Annotated in this window: 13 protein-coding genes, 2 tRNA genes and 2 pseudogenes; 4 read left to right on the forward strand and 13 right to left on the reverse strand. The window is 61.9% G+C overall.

Annotated features, from left to right (window positions below; all coding sequences use genetic code 11):
- Positions 1-5: 5 nt before the first annotated feature.
- From IPF85_RS17355 to IPF85_RS17365, 3 genes are all read right to left on the reverse strand, one after another.
- Complete coding sequence (locus tag IPF85_RS17355; protein WP_343409322.1) at positions 6-803, reverse strand: hypothetical protein; 798 nt, start codon at positions 801-803, stop codon at positions 6-8.
- A gap of 157 nt (positions 804-960) precedes the next feature.
- Positions 961-1,033 (reverse strand) — tRNA-Ala (locus IPF85_RS17360).
- A 30-nt stretch (positions 1,034-1,063) separates the two neighbouring features.
- A tRNA-Ala gene (locus IPF85_RS17365) sits at positions 1,064-1,136 on the reverse strand.
- A gap of 162 nt (positions 1,137-1,298) precedes the next feature.
- Here IPF85_RS17365 and IPF85_RS17370 point away from each other — a divergent pair.
- Positions 1,299-4,703 (forward strand): caspase family protein, encoded by a 3,405-nt coding sequence (locus IPF85_RS17370; RefSeq protein WP_343409323.1) that lies wholly within the window; start codon positions 1,299-1,301, stop codon positions 4,701-4,703.
- 263 nt (positions 4,704-4,966) lie between these two features.
- On the opposite strand, the gene IPF85_RS17375 is transcribed toward IPF85_RS17370, so the two are convergent.
- The 3 genes from IPF85_RS17375 to IPF85_RS17385 all read right to left on the reverse strand — a co-directional run bounded on the left by IPF85_RS17375 (position 4,967) and on the right by IPF85_RS17385 (position 8,553).
- Positions 4,967-6,208 (reverse strand): sigma-70 family RNA polymerase sigma factor, encoded by a 1,242-nt coding sequence (locus IPF85_RS17375; RefSeq protein WP_343409324.1) that lies wholly within the window; start codon positions 6,206-6,208, stop codon positions 4,967-4,969.
- 98 nt (positions 6,209-6,306) lie between these two features.
- Positions 6,307-6,588: an acylphosphatase gene (locus IPF85_RS17380; protein ID WP_343409325.1), complete on the reverse strand. Its 282-nt coding sequence runs from the start codon at positions 6,586-6,588 to the stop codon at positions 6,307-6,309.
- Between the two features lie 84 nt (positions 6,589-6,672).
- Positions 6,673-8,553 (reverse strand): VanW family protein, encoded by a 1,881-nt coding sequence (locus IPF85_RS17385; protein WP_343409326.1) that lies wholly within the window; start codon positions 8,551-8,553, stop codon positions 6,673-6,675.
- 388 nt (positions 8,554-8,941) lie between these two features.
- On the opposite strand from IPF85_RS17385, the gene IPF85_RS17390 reads away from it, so the two are divergent.
- The 3 genes from IPF85_RS17390 to IPF85_RS17400 are packed head-to-tail and all read left to right on the forward strand — an operon-like array spanning position 8,942 to position 10,501.
- Positions 8,942-9,943: an NAD-dependent epimerase/dehydratase family protein gene (locus IPF85_RS17390; RefSeq protein WP_343409327.1), complete on the forward strand. Its 1,002-nt coding sequence runs from the start codon at positions 8,942-8,944 to the stop codon at positions 9,941-9,943.
- Between the two features lie 22 nt (positions 9,944-9,965).
- On the forward strand, positions 9,966-10,250 hold the full coding sequence (locus IPF85_RS17395) for a ubiquitin-like small modifier protein 1 (protein ID WP_343409328.1): 285 nt from the start codon (positions 9,966-9,968) through the stop codon (positions 10,248-10,250).
- Positions 10,244-10,501, forward strand: coding sequence for a DUF1952 domain-containing protein (locus tag IPF85_RS17400; RefSeq protein WP_343409329.1), 258 nt, complete (start codon positions 10,244-10,246; stop codon positions 10,499-10,501). The genes IPF85_RS17395 and IPF85_RS17400 overlap by 7 nt, the downstream gene beginning before the upstream one ends.
- Positions 10,502-10,649: 148 nt before the next feature.
- Here the strand turns inward: IPF85_RS17400 and IPF85_RS17405 are convergent, their stop codons facing one another.
- The 7 genes and pseudogenes from IPF85_RS17405 to IPF85_RS17435 all read right to left on the reverse strand — a co-directional run bounded on the left by IPF85_RS17405 (position 10,650) and on the right by IPF85_RS17435 (position 20,017).
- Entirely contained in the window at positions 10,650-13,904 is a 3,255-nt protein-coding gene (locus IPF85_RS17405; protein ID WP_343409330.1) for a hypothetical protein, read from the reverse strand.
- A 799-nt stretch (positions 13,905-14,703) separates the two neighbouring features.
- A pseudogene (locus tag IPF85_RS17410) lies at positions 14,704-16,523 on the reverse strand (aldehyde ferredoxin oxidoreductase family protein).
- A gap of 249 nt (positions 16,524-16,772) precedes the next feature.
- A complete protein-coding gene (locus IPF85_RS17415; protein ID WP_343409331.1) occupies positions 16,773-17,462 on the reverse strand; it encodes a DUF4143 domain-containing protein in 690 nt (229 codons plus the stop codon).
- Positions 17,463-17,534: 72 nt separating this feature from the next.
- The gene (locus IPF85_RS17420; protein WP_343409332.1) at positions 17,535-17,870 is read right to left on the reverse strand and encodes an AAA family ATPase; all 336 of its coding nucleotides are present in this window, start codon (positions 17,868-17,870) and stop codon (positions 17,535-17,537) included.
- 878 nt (positions 17,871-18,748) lie between these two features.
- Complete coding sequence (locus tag IPF85_RS17425) at positions 18,749-19,099, reverse strand: serine hydrolase domain-containing protein (RefSeq protein ID WP_343409338.1); 351 nt, start codon at positions 19,097-19,099, stop codon at positions 18,749-18,751.
- A 77-nt stretch (positions 19,100-19,176) separates the two neighbouring features.
- Positions 19,177-19,521 (reverse strand): annotated as a pseudogene (locus tag IPF85_RS17430) (hypothetical protein); the annotation flags it as partial.
- Positions 19,522-19,762: 241 nt separating this feature from the next.
- Complete coding sequence (locus IPF85_RS17435; RefSeq protein ID WP_343409333.1) at positions 19,763-20,017, reverse strand: alpha/beta fold hydrolase; 255 nt, start codon at positions 20,015-20,017, stop codon at positions 19,763-19,765.
- Positions 20,018-20,236 lie beyond the last annotated feature (219 nt).

The raw sequence follows: 20,236 nt of genomic DNA on the forward strand, positions 1-20,236 counted from the left end.
TTTTATCATGAGGGGGCCTGGCTGGCGAGGGGCAAGATGATGTTACCGTTACAGCAGATCAGGCGCGGGGTGCCAAAACAGTTGTAGTTGCACTCCAGATCGGTCGTGCTCGCAATCGCGCGCACGTTGATCACATTCGGGCGCGCGCTGTACGGTTCCACCTGGCGGAAGTAGTTTGCCATATAGGACACATCGGAGCGAAACATGTCCAGGCTGGCGGTCGTCGTGTAATCATCGCCCAGGAAGAGCAGGTCCAGGCAGTTGTCGCCACAGCAAGGGGTCGAAATGTCTTCCCAGATCGTCGTAGGGGATTCGCCTGCGCGTTGCACCCGGTCATGCAGCCCTGTCTCGCGCAGCAACAACGTGCCGTTCAGATCGTAGATTTCGATGCCATCGGCGCCGGGTAGATCGGGCGCCGTCACAACTGTTTCCAGGACGGCTGGCATCACCACCGGATGTGGAGCTTCCGGCTCATCTGCCCAGGGCGCACCCCAGACGGTCCGGCCCAGGGCAAACTGCTGCGTCGCCAACGCGTTTCCCCTGGCGTCAAGCAAAAGCAGCGTGTAGAGGTCATTCGTGTCCACCGGGCTGCCATTGTCTGGCATGAAACCGGTGCGGCCCTCGATGGCCGTCAGTCTGAACTGACCCGCCTCCACGTGCAGGCTGAATAGCAGAATCGGTTGTGAACTGCTGGCTGCGGCCAACGCCCCCCATCCCAGCAGAAGGCCCAACGCCAGCAGCAGGCTGGCGCCTAACTGGGGGCCAAACCGGCGCCAGGAGACGTGCGCATCATGGGCAAGCATGGCAGTACCTCCACAAGGAATGGGGACAGGCGGGCGGCAATCACAACGCCTGCATTATAACCATCGGTAGAGAAACCCCAAAATCAGCCCCGATTGCCTCCGGCGCCCCCGATTGCACCCAAAAAAAGACCCCCCGCAACAGCGAGAGGTCATGAGGTGGAGCTGAGGGGACTCGAACCCCTGACACCTACACTGCCAGCGTAGTGCTCTCCCAACTGAGCTACAGCCCCGAAACTTACAAAACCGATGATTCCGAACAGTGGAGCTAAGGGGATTCGAACCCCTGACCTCATCAGTGCGATTGATGCGCTCTCCCAACTGAGCTACAGCCCCAAGTCAGGGCAGAGTATACCTGCCAGGCCTGTTTTTGTCAAGCTGTCAGTTGACAAAGTTTCTGCTTGCCTGTATGCTACGCTGGCCGGGCGGTCTCCAGTGCCCGGCGCGCTCACGGTTATGTGGACCATACGTCAGGCTCTATTTCTCCAGGAGGTAATCATGGCTCCATCGAGCATCACGACCACGGGCGGCGTGCGCCGATCCTTGCATATTGCGGTTGACAAGTATCGCCATGCCGGGCCGTTTCTGCCCAATCTGGCAGGCTGCGAAAATGACATTCGCGCGATGCGTCAACTGCTGACCAGCCGCTTCGGCTTCGAAGAACGCAACGCCGTTTTGCTCATCAACGAGCAGGCCACCCGCCAGGCCATCACGGCCGCCTGGCATGGCTTGACCGAACAGACGCAGGCCGGCGATACCGTCTTCATTCAGTACAGCGGCCATGGCTCGCAGATGCGCGATGTGCATGGCGACGAAGAGGATGGCATGGATGAGACCATCCTGCCCCACGACACCCGCGATCCGGGCCGCCAGGTGTTCGACATCACCGACGATGAGATCAAGGAGTGGGTGGATGCGCTGCTGGCAAAAACCGACAACGTGGTGCTCCTGTTCGACTGCTGCCACTCGGCCAGCGCCACACGCCAGGTGGGCGCGCCGACGGTGCCCACGCGGCGCGCGGACCCTGATCCGCGCGACCCGCCGCCCGCCGCGGCCGGCGCCCGCAGCGTGGACGTGGTTGAACACGGCCCAAGCGGTTGGTTTCCGCCCAACGAGCGCCTGGTGTTCATGGCCGGCTGCCGCGACAATGAAGAGTCCAACGAACACCGCGCGCCTGAGGGCGGGCGCTACGGCGCGCTGACCTATTTCCTGATGCAGTCCATGCAGTCCGCCGCGGCCGACGCCACGTTCCGCGATGTCTTCGAGTCGGTGACGGCCGAGGTTTCCTCGCGCTACCGCCAGAATCCGCAGATCGAAGGCGCACTGGATCGGCCGCTCTTCGCGCGTGAATTCTCCGGTCAGCAGCCCTTCTTCTACGTCAATCGGGTGGATGCCGCCAACCGCCTGGTCGAGATTGGCGCGGGAGCTGCCCACGGCATGAGAACGGGATCGCAGATCGCCCTGTTTCGACCACGTACACGGCGTTTCGACAAGGACAGCAACCGCCTGACCACCGCCACGATCGTCCAGGTAGGCGGCATCAGCAGCCAGGCGCGGTTGCCAGATGATGTAGACCCAAATAGCGTGCCCCTGCGTGCGCGCAGCGTGGAACTGGTGCGCAATTCGGGCGATCAACGCCTGCGTGTGGCGCTGACGGCCGAGGCCGGCCAGGAAGCGGTGTTGGCCGGGCTGCAGGACGCGCTGCCCGCTTCCGGTCGTCTGCGCATCACCGATGAAGGTGAAGGGGCCGATGCGCAAGTCCTGGTGCAGGCACAGGCCATCAGCCTGATCTTCCCTGACGGCCGCCTGATGATGCAGCCGGTCCCGGCGCAAGCGCCCAACCTTGAAAGCGACGTCCAATCTCGTCTGGAGGCGGTCGCCCGTTTCCAGAACGTCCTGCACATCGAAAACCCCAACTCCGGCCTGGTCAATGCCCTGGAGATCCGCTTCGAACGCCAGGCGGCGGCCGGCGCCAACAGCGGTCAGACGCTGGCGCCGCAGCAGGGCGGGCAACTGGTGGTCAGGGAGCGCGAGCCGTACTTGATGCGCTTCACCAACCGTGGCGCGACGACGGTTTATGTCACCGTGCTGGCCCTGAGCGCCGATTGGCGGATTCACAAACTCTATCCAGTACTTGAAAACGACTTCCCGCCGCTGGCGCCCGGCAAGAGTCATGCACTCCCGTTCGACGAGGGCAGTCTCATGACCGAACTGCCCTATGTCGCCAACGAAGCCACCGACTTCTTCAAGTTCTTCGTCACCAGCCAGCCCACCGACTTCTCCGTGTTGACGCAGGCCGCAAGCCGTGATCCGGATCTCGACCACGCGTCTCCCTTGCAGCGCTTGCTCTGGCAAGCGGCAGTGAAGCCCGGCAGCAAGTCGGCGACGTCCGTCTATGCGCAGGGGGCCGATGATTGGGCTACCGTGACGGTCGGTCTGACGGTGCGGCGTGAGGGCGCGGCCGGGCTGCCGGCCACCACCCTGGCGCCTGGCTTCAGCAGTGCGCTGCTCAAGGGCACCGGCGTGATCCTGCGCAAGGCTCCCGATGTCAGCGCCACGCTGAACCCCGGCGAATGGCGGCCGGGCCTCGGCGCGGGCGAAACCGCCTTGCCGCCGCCCAACCTGCTGGCCGATTTTCCGGGCATCGAGCCGTACCGTTTCGCGCCCCCGCCAGGCGCAGCACGGCGCAGCGCCGGCGCAGCGCAGGGTGCAGCCTATGTGGACCTGGCCGCGCAGGACGGCGCGCTGAGCTTCGATGTGCCGGTCGAGGAGGGAACGCAAGCCATCATCGCCATCGCCACCGACGGTATGGCTTACTATCCGGTCGGTCAGATGGGCGCGACCCCTGACGCGATGGAGGACATGCCTGGCCTAGTGGGCGTGCGCGCCGGCACTCGCGGCGTTGGCCTGCCGATGCAGTCGCTGCAGATTGACTGGCTGCCCCCAAGTCCCACGACGCGCGGGGTGGGGCGCACCCTTCGCCTCTATCTGTACAAGATCAGCGGCCAGGAGATTCCCGACATCGGCCTGCGCCACGCGCAGGTCAACGCGGCCGGTGAGGTAGAGTACACGCCGATCAAGGATGGCGATCTGGAAGGGGTCTCTAAGGTGGCCCTCTTTGTCCACGGCTTCACCTCAGACTCACGTTGGATGGTGCAAGGCCCGGCGCAGTGGCTGAATTCGGAGGGGCTGGACTATCGCATCATCACGTTCGATTACGAGACGTTCAACACCTCGGTCTCCGACAACGCCAAGACCCTGCAGCAGGCGCTGGTCAAAGCAGGGTTCCGGCCGGAGGATGGGCGCCAGCTCGATCTGTATGTCCACAGCCTCGGCTCACTGGTGTCGCGCACCATGATCGAAAAATGGGGCGGCGCGGCGTTTGTGGATCGCCTGGTGATGGCGGGGCCGCCCAACGCCGGCACGCCGCTGGTCAAGTACGGCAAGCAGGCCATCACCTGGCTGGGCAGCGTGCTGCTCAACAGTGCGGCGCCCACCGTTCCCGCACTCATCGGCAGTTGGTTCCTGAAGCAGGCGCTGCAGCGGGCCATCTCCACGGGGGACATGGAGCCAGATTCGCCCCTGCTGAGCGAAATCAACGGGCTGACGCAGCCGGACCATGTGCCCTACCTGGTGCTGGCCGGCCGCAATGAGGAGCGGCCCGTTTCACCCAATGCCACATGGAAGCAAATTGCGCTCAAGACATTGGGCGATGTGGTGGATTTGGGGTTGGACGTGCTCTTCCAGGGACAAAACGACCTGGCAGTCGGGGTCAAGAGCGCGCGCGGGGTGCGCGGGGGCGATTACCCGGCGCTGCGCGTCGTGGAGATGACCTGTAATCACTTCGGCTACTTCGGTTCGCCACAGGGTCAGGAAGCCATTCTGCGCTGGCTGGCGTCCTGATTCTTTCACAGGACAGACGACAGCAGCCACGAATTCGCGGGCACAAAAGGGGGGGGGGGTGGGGGCAAAAGGGAGAGAGGGGGAAGCCAGGGGCGCCAAGAAAAATCTCAAATCTTCACGACCTGTTGAATCCTTGCCGCCTGTACGAAAATCAACCGCGAAGATGCCGAGAGCGCCGAGGAAACCCTAAATCTCGCGACCTCGCGCCCGCCGGTTGAATCCTTGGTGGGCCGGATGGATGGCTGAGCAGTTTCCGCAAGTTCTCAGAGATAGTCACGCAACTGGCGCGCCCGGCTGGGGTGGCGCAGGCGATTGAGGGCTTCGGCCTCGATCTGGCGGATGCGCTCACGCGTGAGGCCAAACTTGTTGCCCACTTCTTCCAACGTATAGGTGCGACCGTTGTCCAGGCCGTAGCGCAGACGCAAGATGCGCGCCTCACGCGGCGTCAGGGTTTCCAGCAGTTCCTCTAATTTCTCACGCAGCAGGCTGTTGCCCGCCACATCGGGCGGCGAGGGTGAGTCTTCATCCTCGATGAAGTTGCCCAGCGTGCTCTCTTCCTCTTCGCCCACCGGCTGTTCCAGCGACACCGGGTGGCGTGAGATGCGCAGCATCCAGCGTACCTGCAGCGAGTCCAGCCCCATGGACTCGGCGATCTCTTCGGGCTGCGCCGGGCGGCCAAGTTTTTGCTCAAGCTGACGTGCCGTGCGGTACAACTGGCGGATGCGGTCGCCCATGTGTACCGGTAGGCGAATGGTGCGGCCCTGGTCGGCCAGCGCACGGGTGATGGCCTGTCGGATCCACCAGGTGGCGTAGGTGCTGAGCTTGTGGCCGCGCTCCGGCTCGAATTTGTCCACCGCGCGCATCAGGCCCAGGTTGCCCTCCTGGATCAAATCGGCAAAGGGCACGCCCTGGCCCATGTAGCGCTTAGCCACACTGACGACCAGCCGCGTATTGGCGCGAATCAAATGCTCGCGCGCAGCCTCACCCTGGCGCGAGAGTTCGAGCAGGCGATCGGTCTCCGGCGGCCCCCCGTTACGCAGACGGCGGCGCGCCAGGCGTCCTTCGGCCAGTTGCTTGGCCAGGGCCATCTCATGTTCGGGCGTGAGCAAGGGCACTCGCCCCATCTCGCGCAGGTAGAGCGTCAGCGGATCATCGGTCGGCATCTCGCTGAGATCGAGATCAATGCCCACCGCCAGCAACTGGATGGGGTCAATCTCCTCAACGCTGACCTCGTCCGGCGGCGGGCCAATTTCGGCCTGGGCCGCTCCTGCATCGGGGTAGATTTCGATACCCAGTTCTTGCAGGCGCGCGAATAAATCTTCCAGGGCTTCGATCTGGTCTTCCGCCTGTGGCCAGATAGCCAAAATATCATCGAACAGCAAGTAGCCACGGGATTGTGCCAACCCCTGTAACTGAGCCAGCGCCTGCCCGACTTCGAGCGTCGTGGCCTGAGCCTCTGTTCCATTGGTGGCGGCTGTGTCCCCGCGAACAGCCAATGCCTTCAATAGGCACCTCCCATCTAACGTTGCGTAAATCTACAAGCAGTATAACATACGGCTTGTCCAACGTCAACAGTCAAATCTGACAATTCAGAACTGAAAGTCTACCAGCCGCTGATCTTGAACAGGCTAAATTCGCCCGTATACGGTTCACGTGCCACGTCAACCTGGCTGACCACTGCGGCGGCCGGGCCATGATGACACCAGGACACCACAGAGGCAACCGCGGCAGCCTCGCCCTCGAACACGGCCTCGACTGCACCGTCAGCGCAGTTGCGCACCCAGCCGGTGACGCCGGCCGCCTGCGCCTGTCGCCGCGTGGACTGGCGAAAAAAGACGCCCTGCACCACGCCACGAATCCACACATGCATACGAATGAACTGCATCGTCAAGACGCCCTCCCGCCGGCAGCGGTCACTGTGGTGGGGGCGGGTCTTGCGCCCGCCCGTGGTCGGGTCATGCTGGGATCATCAACCGCCCGCATCTGGCGTTGGGCCGACCAGGTACACAGCGCGCCAGGGCTGATATTTGCTCACGAACTTGTCCTGCCGCAGCACCTGCTCGCCCTGTTTGATGACGCGCGTCACCACCACGTCGCGTCCGTCCACGGCCCAATCCACCTGTTTTTTGACGCCAGGCGCCAGCGACGGATCAACCTGGTAGAGCGGCGGCTCAGGTTTGCGCACGTTGCTGGTCTCAGGCCCAATCCGTTCCACCGTGCGGTTGGGTTTGGTGCCGTAGAAGTTGAAGGTCAGCCGTCCCTGCGTCAAATCCAGCTCCGGTTGGATTAACACGTAGGCGCCGGTGTCGTTACGAAAACGGAAATCTACGCTCGGCGTGAAGATAGTCGCATCCATGCCTGGCTCGCCATACCAACCGACCACGTACCCATGCGCCCAACGCTCGACGATGGGCATGCCGCCCCAGAATGCGGCCCGGAAGACCGTGGTGGAAACCTGGCAGATGCCGCCGCCGATGCCGACCGCGGTGCGGTCGCCCCAGATGACCAGCGCATCCTCGTAGCCATTGGCGGCCGACACATCGCCCACGATGCGATTGAAGGAGAAGATGCCGTTGGGCGGCACGACGACCCCCTCGAACTGCCGGGCGCCTTGCGCGATGTTGGCAACACGGGCGGCGCTGGAGCCTTTGAATGTGGTGGCGCCGCTGGCGATCAGTTCACGAATGCCCATTCGATCCAGGTCACGCATATCCACGGCCGGCTTGACCACCTGCAAAGGGAGATCAATCTGAGCGCGGCCCGTGCTGAGCGCGGCCAGCGTGCGCGTCACCGTTTCAGCCACGTCCAACACACGGCCGGGTTGGCTGGGGGACAAGACGCTCAAGCGCCCGGCGGTTGGATCAATCGGATCAAAATGGAGGCGTGCGTCAATGGTCGCCCGCGCCAGGCTGGCGGCCAGGGATTGGGCGTAAGCGCGCACGGCGGCTTCATCCACCTGCAGCGTCAGGCTGATGCCGCCGGACGCCGAAGGTTGAGGGATGATGTGCAGCCAGCCGGCCAACTGCACCGGATCGAGCGCAAATTGCAGCGGCGCTTCATCCTGGGCCGCGTCGCCGGCGTAGGCCAGAAGCAGCGGCGTGCGCAGCAGGCGCCGCGCTTGATCCGCCACCGCCTCGACATCATGTACGAGCGGCGGAAGTTCATGCACCACCACGTCCACCGTACCCGATTCGCCTTGCGCCAACTGCGCCTGCACCGCGGCCCATGTGGCCTGCAGATCGGTATCGCGCCCCGCCTGGGCAACGGTCGTCACCACCTGCAGCCCGTGGATCGTCACCGTCGCGTCGCGCGCCGGCCGATCAATGGACTGGGCCACGCGCTGGAGAAGATCGGCCGCCTGCACCTCGCCAACGGTCAACGCCGGGGCCAGGTTGGCGCCTGCGCGTGCAAGCCGCCACTGTGCGGCCAGTGAATCCAGCGGGTTGGCCTGGCGCCCCAGTTCATAGGCGCGCTGAGCCGTGGCCTGTGCATCCACCTGCAGGCCCAGGTCGGCGCTGGCAAGCGGCCAGGCCTGTCCCGCGTAGCGCAAGAGGATGGTCGGCCCCTGAAAAGGCGTCAACTGTTCCTGCAGCCGCGCCGCGGCCTGCTCACGCGTCAGTTCGCTCAGATCCACGCCGGCCACACGCACCCCGGCAAAGACGCGGTTGGCAAAGCGCAACTGCACCGCGGTGATGGCGGTCAGCAGCAGCAGGGCGCTCAATCCCAGGCAGAGACCAAAGAAAAGCACGATGCTGGGGCGCCGGCGAGGCGGTATCCGCCCACGTAGGGATGCATGGCGGGGCAGCGGCGGTGTGGACTGGCGTCTGGGCGCAGTAGATGTCGTTGTCATGATCGAATGATAACATCATTCACGCCAGACGACAATCCAGCAAATCCAAATGGTCCCGGAATCGAGGCTTCAGCCGGTCTTGCCACAGGGTTCTCAAGTGCCCAATAACCGGCTAAAGCCTTCATTCCAGATGTCTTCAGCGACCACATTTGGAATTCCTGGACAAAGTTGGCGGCGCTGGACGTATCGGGGTCTGAATGATATAATCGCCCGGCTTACGGCAATCATCTCACGCACGCAAGGGCAGCATGGACCAGATCGAACGACAAATCACAGTGAACGGCGAAATGTTCGCCTGCCTGAATGCCATTTCGGGCGCGCGCCAACCGGCAACGCCTGTGATGCAAGCGGTCAGCCTGGGGTTGGGGCAGGCCGGGAGGCGCGGGTCATGAGCGCCATCACCTTGCCCGGCGCTGCGATCCTGGTCACCGGCGCCAACGGCTTCATCGGCGGGCACCTGTGCGAGCATTTGCAGCAGGCCGGCGCGCAGGTACGCGGCTTGGTGCGCTCGCTGCCACGCGCGACCTGGCTGGCCGACCAGGGCATCAGCCTGATCGAAGGCGGCCTGGACGAACCGGCCGTGCTGGCGCGGGCCGTTGATGGCTGCGCGGCCGTGATTCACACCGCGGCCTGGACCGGCGTCCCCGACGATCCGGCGCTGGGCGAGGCGGTCAATGTAACCGGCGCCGAAGCGGTGCTGCAAGCAGCGCTGACAGCCGGCGTGGCCCGTGTGATTCACTTCAGCAGTGTGGCGGTTTATGGGGTCAACGCCAGCCCGCTCATTGACGAAACCGCGGCCACGCCCCTGGTAGGGCAGGCTTATCCGGATAGCAAAATTCGCGCCGAAGCCGTGGTGCGACGCCTGGCCGCGGCCGGCCTGGACACCGTCATCGTGCGGCCGGCCAGCACCTACGGCCCGCGCGGCGCAGCCTGGACAGTCGGCCCGGTGGAGCAGATCAAGAGCGGGCGCCTGCGCCTGCTGGCCGGCGGCCGCGGGCTGGTCAACCTGGGCTACATTGACAACGTGGTGCAGGGCACGCTGCAGGCGCTGACCGCGGCCGCCGCGGCCGGTCAGACTTACAACCTGTGCGACGGCCAGGCCATTCCTTTTCATGAGTTCTACGGCTATTACGCCCGCATGATGGGGATTTCCCGCCTGCCCAGTGTGCCGGCATGGGCGGGGAAGCTGGTGATCTCGCCGCCGGGCCGTTGGGCGCGGCGACTGCTGGGTCGGCAGGCGACCGGGCGCTGGTCGCTGCACTATCTGCAAAACAGCAGCCGCTTCGCCATCACGAAGGCGCAGCGCGAACTGGGCTATGCACCCACGATTGATGTGGCCGAAGGGATGCGGCGTACGGAAGCCTGGCTGCGTCAGACCGGCGTGATTTGAAGCAGAACGGAGGACGTCTATAATGAAAGTGCATTTTTCGCCACCCCTGCGCCCGATGGCCGGCAGCAAGACCGTGGATTTTGACCTGCCGGAGGGTGCGACTATCCGCAGCCTGGTGGACGCCATCGTGACCCGTTTCCCGGCCATGCGACCGGAGCTGCTGGACGCAGATGGCAATCTCTATCTGCATGTGCATGTCTTCGTCAACGGCCGCGACACCCATTTCCTGCCGTTGGGCATGGACACGCCCTTGTCGCTCAGCGATGTGCTGAATGTCTTCCCGGCCGTAGGCGGTGGCGCATGGTGACAGAAACACGCGACTTGCGCGGCATCCCCCTGTGGCTGGTGCGCGAATACCTGGTGGAATTGGGCGGCGCCGCGCAATCAGAGCAGCACGTCATCGGACCAGGCTGGGAAGTACATCTGAGTCAACTGGCCGACTTCCAGATCGGATCGCTGCGCATCGGCGAGATACGCATGGAAGTGACCGGCCAGGCTGACATCATGCCAGAACTCAAGGCGCGCCTCGACCGCAAACTCATCCGTGCGGGGGGCTAATCCAAACAAGTTGTGGATGCGGTCTGATAGCGCAAGTTCCAGGGCAAACCAGCAGGGACTGATTCGGACCACAACTGCTCCGTACGCACCAGGGTGTCGCGCAACCCTTGGCGCGTACGGAGCTTCGATCAATGGCGCCGAATGTTACTCATGGAATCAAGGGAAACCAGCGCGTCTCGAATGACGGCAGGCCAAATAGGTTGGTCTTATAGATGCCCCCGGCTGTTGCAGCCCACAAGGTGCCGCTAGCCAGACCGCGTTGTACCAGCAGTGACGCGACGCCGCCGGGCAGGGGAGCACCCAGGGGTTCCCACCCGGGCGGGGCTGCACGCCAAACATACACACCGCCATCACACAAACCTACAACCAACAAATCCCGATCTGCATCCAGGGCACATGCGTGTCCGTTAGGCAGGCGTCGGTTGAACTCGCTCCAGGTAACGCCCAGGTCAGTGCTACGCCAGACACCGCGTGGTTTTGTGGCCGCGTAGAGTATGGTTGCACCCTCCTCATTCATGGTAACCAGGCCAACCACACTCTGTATTCTCACCGGCGCACCGGTCAGGGTCCAGGTTTGCCCGTGGTCATCGGAGAAGACCAGCCCGCCGTCGCCGCCAACGAAGAAGCGGTGTGCCTGTGCGCCCCGATTCACGATCAAGGCGACCCTGGGATACGGCGATAGTGCAGGTAATAGTTTGATTTGCCAGGTAACAGCACCGTCCACGGACACCACTGCCTTGGCGCCACCCCAAGCGCTGTCAGAGGACTTCCAGGCGACGAGAGCAAGGCGGCTGTGGATAAAATCAGGTGCAAAGGCAGCCGCCGAGCTGGAATCGGGCTCCAGCCCTAGCTCGGCAGGAATCGGCCGCCAGGTCTGCCCGCCATCGGTCGTCAGTTGATCGCTTACAAGCGCCGTGCCATCCAGCCCAAAGGTGGACGATTGTGCGAGCGCCCGGTGGTAGAATATCAACTGCGCGCCAACTCCAGGCAGCCATGTCCAGTCACGGTCAGTCCTGCTCTTGACCAGGAGACCGTCGGGTGTGGCAGCCCAGGGAGTGTTCGCCTCGCCAAGCAGATCGGTCACGGCCGTGCCGGGCAGACCATCCTGGGGAACCTGCCAGGTGGCGCCGCCATCCGTAGTCATCATGAAACCATCTCCCCGCCCAGCCTGGCTCCACCACATACGCCGGCTTATCGCGTAGTCTGGCGCAAAAGCGATGAATATCAGTCTATGATCGTTGGACATGGGCCCAAGCAGCGCCCAGTTTTCTCCCCCATCGGTCGAAAGGTACCCCTGTCTTGATGTCCAGATGGCAAGCGTATGATCGGTCGCGTAGAAAGGTGACAAGACAAGTCCGCGCCACGAGTCATGGTCATTTTGGAGATTATGAGCCGCTACAGGGTGCCAGGTGATACCGCTATCGGTACTGCGGCTGAGTTCAGGGAGGTAAGATGACAATGCGAAGGCGGTCTGATCCTGGGCAAAGGTTGGTGAGAACGCGGGCCATGACCTGTCTCGCAGGCCTGTTGGTTGCCACGAAAGCCCGTCATCAGTTGAGCGCAGGATCTGATTTTCATAATCCACGATCAGCAATACCCGTGCGCCCTGGGCATTCGATGCCACCTTGAGCCTGTCAATACGCCGACCCGCCAGGTCGCGCAGTCCCCAGGTGTCGCCTCGATCGGTCGAGCGCCAGAACCCCGAGCGATACGCCGCTGCGAACAGGATGCCATCGTCGTCAAAGGTTGGCGAGGCGACGATTGACTTCGGACCAAACGCGATGGCATCTCCCAGGCGTGTCCAGGTTTGCCCCCCGTCGGTGCTGCGATAGGCGGTATCGTCCCAATCTCCACTGACCACCAGCGTCGAAGCACCTGCGTACACCAGCGATCCGTGGAAGCGCTTAACCGGCAGGTTGAAAGGCTGGCGGCTCCAATGAACGCCATCCGAGGAGCGGGCCGATTGTTCCCCGCCGTACCTGACGGTGACGGCGTTCTGGGGACTGCCTACGAGCGGCACCGTGATCTCGGTGGGTGCGCTGCTTCCCACCGGTCCCTGGTCTTGCCATGTCATGGGCAGCGGCGGCAGCGGCGCCGGCCAGGTTATTGGCGCAGGCAGCGGCACCCGCGGCGGCAGCGGATCATCGGGCGCAAAGACCTGCAGCCGGTTGTTCCCGGTATCGGCCACGACGACGCGGCCGTCGCTCAACGCGATCAGCGCCTGCGCGCTGGCCAACTGGCCCTGGCCGCTGCCGAAACTGCCAAACGTAAACACATACTGGCCGCTTTCGCTGAAGGCCTGCACACGGCTACCGTAGAGGGGGCTCTGATAGGGCGCCCGCTCGCGATTATCGGTATCTAGCACGAAGAGGCGTCCGCGTTGGTCGGGGGCCAGCCCAGATGGATAGACGAAATTGCCTGGCGCGAGCGCGGTGTCCGCATGACTGCCCCACGCCGTCGTCGCCAGACCGCGGAAGGTCGTTCCCCGAATGACTGGTGGATAATAGCGGTCTAGGCGAAACATCTGCCCCGTGGAGGTCAGCTCGATGTCTATGAACGACGCCGACGAAGACCCGGTCAGCCAATCGTTGAGGTAGACGCCATTCAGGCTGGTCTGCGTAGTCAGGCCAATTGTTTTCACATAAAACAGAAAATCACCAGAAATCGCAATGGCGTTGACGCTGGACTGTACATAGTTATTTTCGATAGGCATGCTGAACGTCGCATCGAAGCGACCATCTACAAAGCGCTTGATGCGTTCATTGTATCCCTCCTCCAACACATATAGTCGCCCCCAGCCATCAACCGCAATATCCTTAGGGTAAACCAGGTTCCCCTGACCTCCCACGGGCGTGAGAGTTCCCAGGATGTTGCCAGCGCCATCCAGATGGCGGATACGTCCCACAAAGCGCTCCAACACGTAAAAGGTTCCATCAGGCGCGGCCGCCAGCCGATCAGGGTGATAAAACATCAGGGAAGTTCCGCTCCCCCAGGCATCCAACTGCTGGCCCACCCAGTTGTAAACCACCACTTGTGGGGCCGATGTCAGAACATACACGCGATTTGCCGTAGCCGCTATGCCGAGCATCCAGCCTGTCACGGGAAAACTGTTCAGGAAGGCGCCCGTCGCGCTGTAGTGAAAGACATGCTCCGTTTTCAGATTATGCACCCAGAGGCTGCCATCCGGCGCGCAGGTCAGGTCTCCTGCGTTCTCGATGTAACCTGGCTGTCCCGTTTCACTACCGATTCTGGTAAGCGTGCCATCCAGGGCGACCCGATTCACCCCACCAAAAGCGTATGGGTAGTAGAACTCACCAGCCGCTCCCACAGCCAGCGCCAGGTCGCCGGGGTAATCCAGTTGATGGTACGCTTCTAAGAGGCCGGTCGCACTGAAGCGCGTCACGCGCCCGCGTCGCAAATCGAAAAGGTAAGTCTGCCCGGCACGAGACTCCGATGCTTGAAGGTTCAAACAGTGAGTCATCGTCGAATCCGCCCGGATGCCCCACACTACGCACAAAAGCACCTGATCGGGTAAATACCTGGCCGCGACTGTTATGATAATCCGCCACATAGACCCGGTCACCAAGGACGGCGATTCCGGCTGGGCCATAGAATTCGCCATTTCCACTGCCCAGGCGGCCAAACGTGCGTACAAAAGTACCGTTGGATGTAAACACCTGAATGCGATGACTACCCGTGTCGGCCACGTAGACATTTCCATCCCCATCAGCGGCAATAGCCTCTGGAAAATAAAACACACCAACGGGCGCTGCGTCGCCCCACGTGGCAACCCAATGATAACCGGCGGTTTCGTCCCCAGAAGCAATCGTTGGAGCAGGAGACGCAGGCGCGTCTTCTTGCGCCTTGACCGGTAGCGTGAGCGTGAGAGCGACCAAGCTGATCATCAAGAACACAACTATCATCAGATAACGTCGCATCATTTCCTCCCTCTATCGTGACATCAATTGTGCTGTGCAAAAATGGAAAATCATGCAATTGCCGACACCCCTATGATCCGGGAAACCAAGGATCCGGCGCTGGAGTGGGGTGCGGCTACTGACGTGTGGTCATGAGTATTATAATCGGCTTGCCCAGGAAAAGAAAGATCGTCACAACGCCAAACGCAACGGGGGCACGTCAGCCGTGTCGGCTAACATGCCCCCGTTTGTTTCCCCGTTCGCTGCCGACAGTCGGCAGAGGTCTTACAGAATTTCCAGTTCCTTCAGCTTGGCCTCAGGCACGACGCCGTTGACCCAGCCGCGCATCTTGTAGTATTCCACCAGCATCAGGTCCAGCTCGCAGACATGGCCCTCGGAGCCAGGCATGGTGGACGCTTCATGCGTGAAGCGCGTCGGCAGGGCATCGCTGCCCTCGCGGAAACCGTTCAGGTTGTTGTAGTAGCGCTCCAGGTTGTAGATGCGCTCGCCTGTCTTGAGCACGTCGTCCGCGGTAAACGGCCGGCCCGTGAAGGTGCTGTATTGCGCCGCATACTCCTCGGCGCCTTCGGCAAAAGACGAGAACTTGCACAGATCCAGGCTGTCGGTGAAGGCAAACAGGTCTTGCAGAATGCGCAGCATGTCGCCCTTGCCTTCCCAGGCCAGCGGGTCCATCTTCCACGGAATCAGGCCCAACTCCACGGCCGGCGTGTAGCCACGCAGGTGGCAGGCGCCGCGGTTGCTGGTGGCATAGCCAATGCCCATGCCCTTGAGGCCGCGGATCGTAGGCCGGGATGCCCTGGCCCTTGCAGGTCATCGCCAGCTCGTCATGGCCGAAGTAGGCCGCGATGGCGTTGGCGCCATCCGCCATGACGCTGCCGAGGCCTTCGCGGAAGGCGATCTTGCGTGCCCATTCCGCCATGCCGGCCACGTCGCCCCAGGCCAGTCGGCCATCCCCATTGGTGTAACCGCGCTCGGAGGCTTCCATGTAAACAGAAAGCGGATGCCCCGATTCGATGGCGTCCATGCCGTAGTCGTTGCACAGGTCAATCATCTTGGCCACGCCGGCCGCGTCGTTATTGCCGCAGTTGGCGCCCATGGACCAGGCCGGTTCGTACTCCAGGCTCTCCATGTGCAACCCCAGCCAGGGGCCGCTGGTGATTTCCACTTCCTTCTTGCAGGCCACCGGGCAAGCATGGCAGGTGGGGTCATTCACCAGGATGTGCTCCTTGACCCACTCGCCGCTGATCAACTCGCCATTTTCGCCAAAGGAGGTCACCTTGCTGTTGAACGCCGGCAACGCGCCCATCGTGTTGCTGATGTTCATCAGCACGTTGGTGCCATAAACCGAGAGGCCACCCTTGCGCGGGCTGGTGACATTCTTCTCGTCCATGATCGTGGCCAGGGCGCGGTCATGGGCGCCCTTCCAGGCCTCTTTGTCCGCGGGGCGCGGCCGATCCTGGTACTTGCCGCGAATGACAACGGCCTTCAGGTGTTTGCTGCCGCCCACGCAGCCGGTGCCGCCGCGGCCGGAGGCGCGGTCATTCTCATTGATCCAGCAGCCAAACCTGACCAGGTTCTCGCCGGCCGGGCCGATGGCAATCACGCTCAGGGTCTTAGGCTCGCCATAGCGCTCCTGCATGATCTTGACCGTCTCATGCACACCCTTGCCCCACAGGTCGCTGGCATCGTGCAGCGTCACCTCACCGTTTTCGATATAGGCGTAGACCGGGGTGGCCGCCATGCCCTTGAAGACCAGGCCATCGAAACCGGCCCACTTGAGGCGCAGCCGACCAGCCGCCATGATGCGAATCGGTGACGGTGCCGGTCAGCGGTGACTTGGTGACGATAGCCATGCGCCCGCTCATGTTGGCGTCGGTGCCGGTCAGCGGGCCATTCATGAAGCACAGGATATTGTCCGGGGACAAGGCGTCCACCTGCGGACCGTTGTCGAAGACATACTTGACACCGAGACCACGCGCACCGATGTACTTGAGCGCATCTTCTTCAGCGATCGGCCGATAATCCACCTGGCCGGCGGTCAGGTCCACCCATGCTACACGGTTTGTGTAACCCATCAAACTCATACCCACCTCCTTGTTGGTACTGACAGAGATTCAGCAACTACGATCATCGTAGCTGCGCCTAACCGGGTTCAGAAGAAACAAAAGGCCGTTATGCGAATTTTGCATAACGGCCAGGAAAACGCTGCTGTGTTGTGGTGCCGAGAAGAACGGTCGAATCGCCGGCTGCGCCGGCGCGTGGTGAGAGCAACAGGCATAGGATGCCGCCCCCAAAGGATAGAGATCGAAAACTTGGGATAGCTTGATTATACGTCAGATAGCCTGGGAACGCAAGATCGAACGTTTGCGGCTCTGATCGGCCTCACTTCGCCGGGGGCGATCGTTTCCCACAGCGCTAATCGGCACTGCGAACAAGCCAGGCCCAAAACCCACACTGGCTTCTCCATCGTACAGGACGACCCCGACGACAAAACGTTCACCCGCATCCGCTTGCAGCTTCCTCAGACCACGAAAATCTGTCTCTGTCACGGTGGCAGCCGCCTTGACTTCGATCCCGGCAACGGCGCGTACACCTTGTTCCAGGACAAGGTCTACCTCGGCGCCGTCGTTATCGCGAAAGTGGTAGAAAGACAGGGCGGTCTCGTGCCAGCTCGCCTGCCGTCGCAACTCCTGAAAGACGAACGTCTCCAGCAATTGACCGAACAAGGCCCTGTTCTTCAGCAACGCAGGGCCATCCAATCCGAGCAAAGCTGCGGCCACTCCCGTGTCGCCCATGTGTAGTTTCGGGGTTTTAATCAGGCGGCTCAGTTGGCTGGTATGCCAGGGCGGCAGATGTTCCAGCAGGAAAACGCGCTCCAGGAGCGTCACGTAATCGCGGATGGTTGGGCGGCTCAACTGGAACGACCCCGCCATCTCAGCGATGTTCATCAGATGAGCTGTCTGACCTGCGCCCAGTTGCAGCAGGCGCGGGAGCGTATCGAGCGAGTTGATGCGCCAGGTCACGGATATCTCGCTGGACGAGCGTTTCAACATAATCGCGGTACCAGACCATCCGCCGTCGTTGCGTTGTGCGAGTCAGCGCCGCTGGGTAACCCTAAGCCACGATACGTTCGGCGAGTTCAGCGCCCAAACGGTCATAGCGCCGGTTCTTGAATTCCTGAATTGAAGAGGCGATCGAGAAAGGCGGAGGGCTACCGGCGATCTCGCATTGAGCCAGCGGATGTAATCGTAGAATCTCGATGCGCCCGGCCAGCGAGTCTGCCAGTTTGGCACCAGGAGCACATTGGCCGAACCGGTCAGGATGAAACGACCTGCCGTGCGCTGACGGTCCACCGCCGCCTTGAGAGCCAGGAACAATTCCGGTACACGCTGAACCTCATCCAGGATCACTTTTTCGGGCAGGTCGGCCACGAAACCGATAGGGTCGAACCGCGCTACAGTTGCACATCATCGTCGAAGGGGAGATGTAGGTGTAGCCGCCGCGTCGCAGAGTTCGGCCAAATGAAACATTTGGGTTCGGCCAAATGAAAACTTGGGGTTCGGCCAAATGAAACCTTTGGGTTCGGCCAAATGAAACCTTTGGGTTCGGCCAAATGAAACCTTTGGGTTCGGCCAAATGAAACCTTTGGGTTCAGCCATGAAATATACCATTTGGTATAGTAACCATATGGTATAAGCGCCTGCTGCCACAGATCAGCGTAGTGGAGGCCAGGTTCTGCAGCTGCGCCCACCAGACCTGGCGAAAGACCAGCGCAATCAGGTAAGACGGGTTGGCCGCAGCCGCTGACCGGCGTCTATTCCGGTTTGATGCCAACAGCAAGTCCATCACGTCGAAGGCCGCAAATCCTGCTGGATACCACTCCGGGTCCGGTTTGAGCCAGTTGTCCATGGCGATTACGGCAGTTCGTCATCGGGCGCAACTGGATGGGTATTGACGCCGTCGTCTACGCCCGCATGGCCGGCTAGCCGAAAGCCAGCCTTTCACCAACGTACCATCCCCAGCCCATACTCTCCAACATACGGTCCATACCAGGGCCGAGAGCATCCATCCAGGGGGTGCTGGCAACCGATGTCCACATGGCGTTGATGCTCTCGGTTGCAGCAAACGCCTGCTGTTCAGCTCGCCCTTGTTCAGCATGAGCCGGGCCCACCTGGTCATGTCGTCGTTGATTCGACCAGAGGCCGGCGGCGGAACATCTCTGGGGTCAACAAAATGCTCCATCGCGGCGGCGCTGCCATCTTCGGCGGAGATGTACCGGTCACATACAGGTCAGGATGGACCTCGTCCATCACAAAGTGGGAATTCGCCATGCCAGCGCTTCCAGCCAGCGCTGGTGCATGTAGCTCTCGAACGGCTCGCCAATCACCTTGACGATGATGGCGCCCAGCATCGAGTAACCCCAGCCACTGTAGTTCCATGCTTCGCCGGGCGCCGAGATCAACTGCTCATCGCTCAGGGCGCACGGCTTGTTCGAGCGGATCAATCGTCGGGTCGAGCGGGCATCCCAAGGGATCGGCACGTCAGGCAGGCCAGACGGCTGAGCAGCATGCGCACCGTGATATCCTTGTAGCGCGGGTCGGCCATGCGTGAAGTACGGCAGATAGGCAGTAACCGGCTTGTCGAGGTCAATCTTGTGCAGGCTCCACCAACTGCATGACGGCCATCGCGGTCAGCGACTTGGAGATGGAAGCCTGGTAGAAACGGATTGGGGGTCATCGGCCGGTTGCTTGCAACGTTGGCAAGCCCAAAACCCTTGTTGTAGACCACCTGGCCATCTTTGACGATGCAAAGCTCGAAGCCGGGCACCGGGTAGTCTGTCATCGCTTTCTTGACGATTGTTTCGATCTTGGCAGTCGTGGCGTCGTCAAGCGCCGCTTTCTCTACTTGGGCGAGGAACTTCGTGAGGAGTTCCACGACAAGGTCCGTTTGCATGTAGGCCGTCACGTGATCGTGGCCTGGCAGTGATGCGAATGTGGCGTTGGGCAGCTTGTTGGTCGCAGCCTTCAATGCAGTATGGTCTTCATCATACGCGCCGGCAAGCAGAAGTATGGGCATCCTCATATCCGGTAGATCAGGGGCGAAGTTTGGGGTGCTAATGGCTTGCAGGTCAGCGATTACAGCCTGAAAATCGGTGGCAGCATAAAGTTGATAGGCTTTGGTCTCGGAGAATCCGTAGCTACCAAAAACACTTGCTGCGTCGCGCCCGTATTGTGAATGAGTGAGCGGCGACGCGCTCGATTTCGGCACTGGGATCGAAATTCTCAGGGGCTTCCCGCCGCCGATGATCAGTGACGAAAGACGATCAGGGAAATACTTGGCTACAGCCCAACCCCACCGTACCGCCCAAGGAGTAGCCAAAGTAATGCGCCTTGTCAACGCCCAACTTGTCGAGTACAGCGACGATGTCGCCGGCCTGTTTTTCCAGGACATAGGCAGCCGGATCGTGGGGCTTATCGCTCTGGGCCATGACCTCGAGCATCAATGAGGATGAGGCGATAGTTCGCTTTGAGTGCGTCGGCACAGCCGACAACCCGCCAATCTGGAGGTTGCCGGTCAACCAATGTCACCATGACCAAGGGGCGGCCCTCGCCCTCGACCTCATAGTGAATCCGCACGCCATCGTTTTCCACGAAGCCGGAGAGCACGTCAGATGGCTTAGCTCCGAACCTGGCGATGTTGGTGTCACAGGTGGCGCCTGAACGGTTGCGGTGGGAACCACGCTGACGGTAGGTTCAAGGGTCGCCGTCGGTGGTACTGGCGTGGCCGTGGGCGGGAC

This window comes from Candidatus Amarolinea dominans (genome assembly GCF_016704685.1).
GTDB classification, from domain to species: Bacteria; Chloroflexota; Anaerolineae; order SSC4; family Amarolineaceae; genus Amarolinea; species Amarolinea dominans.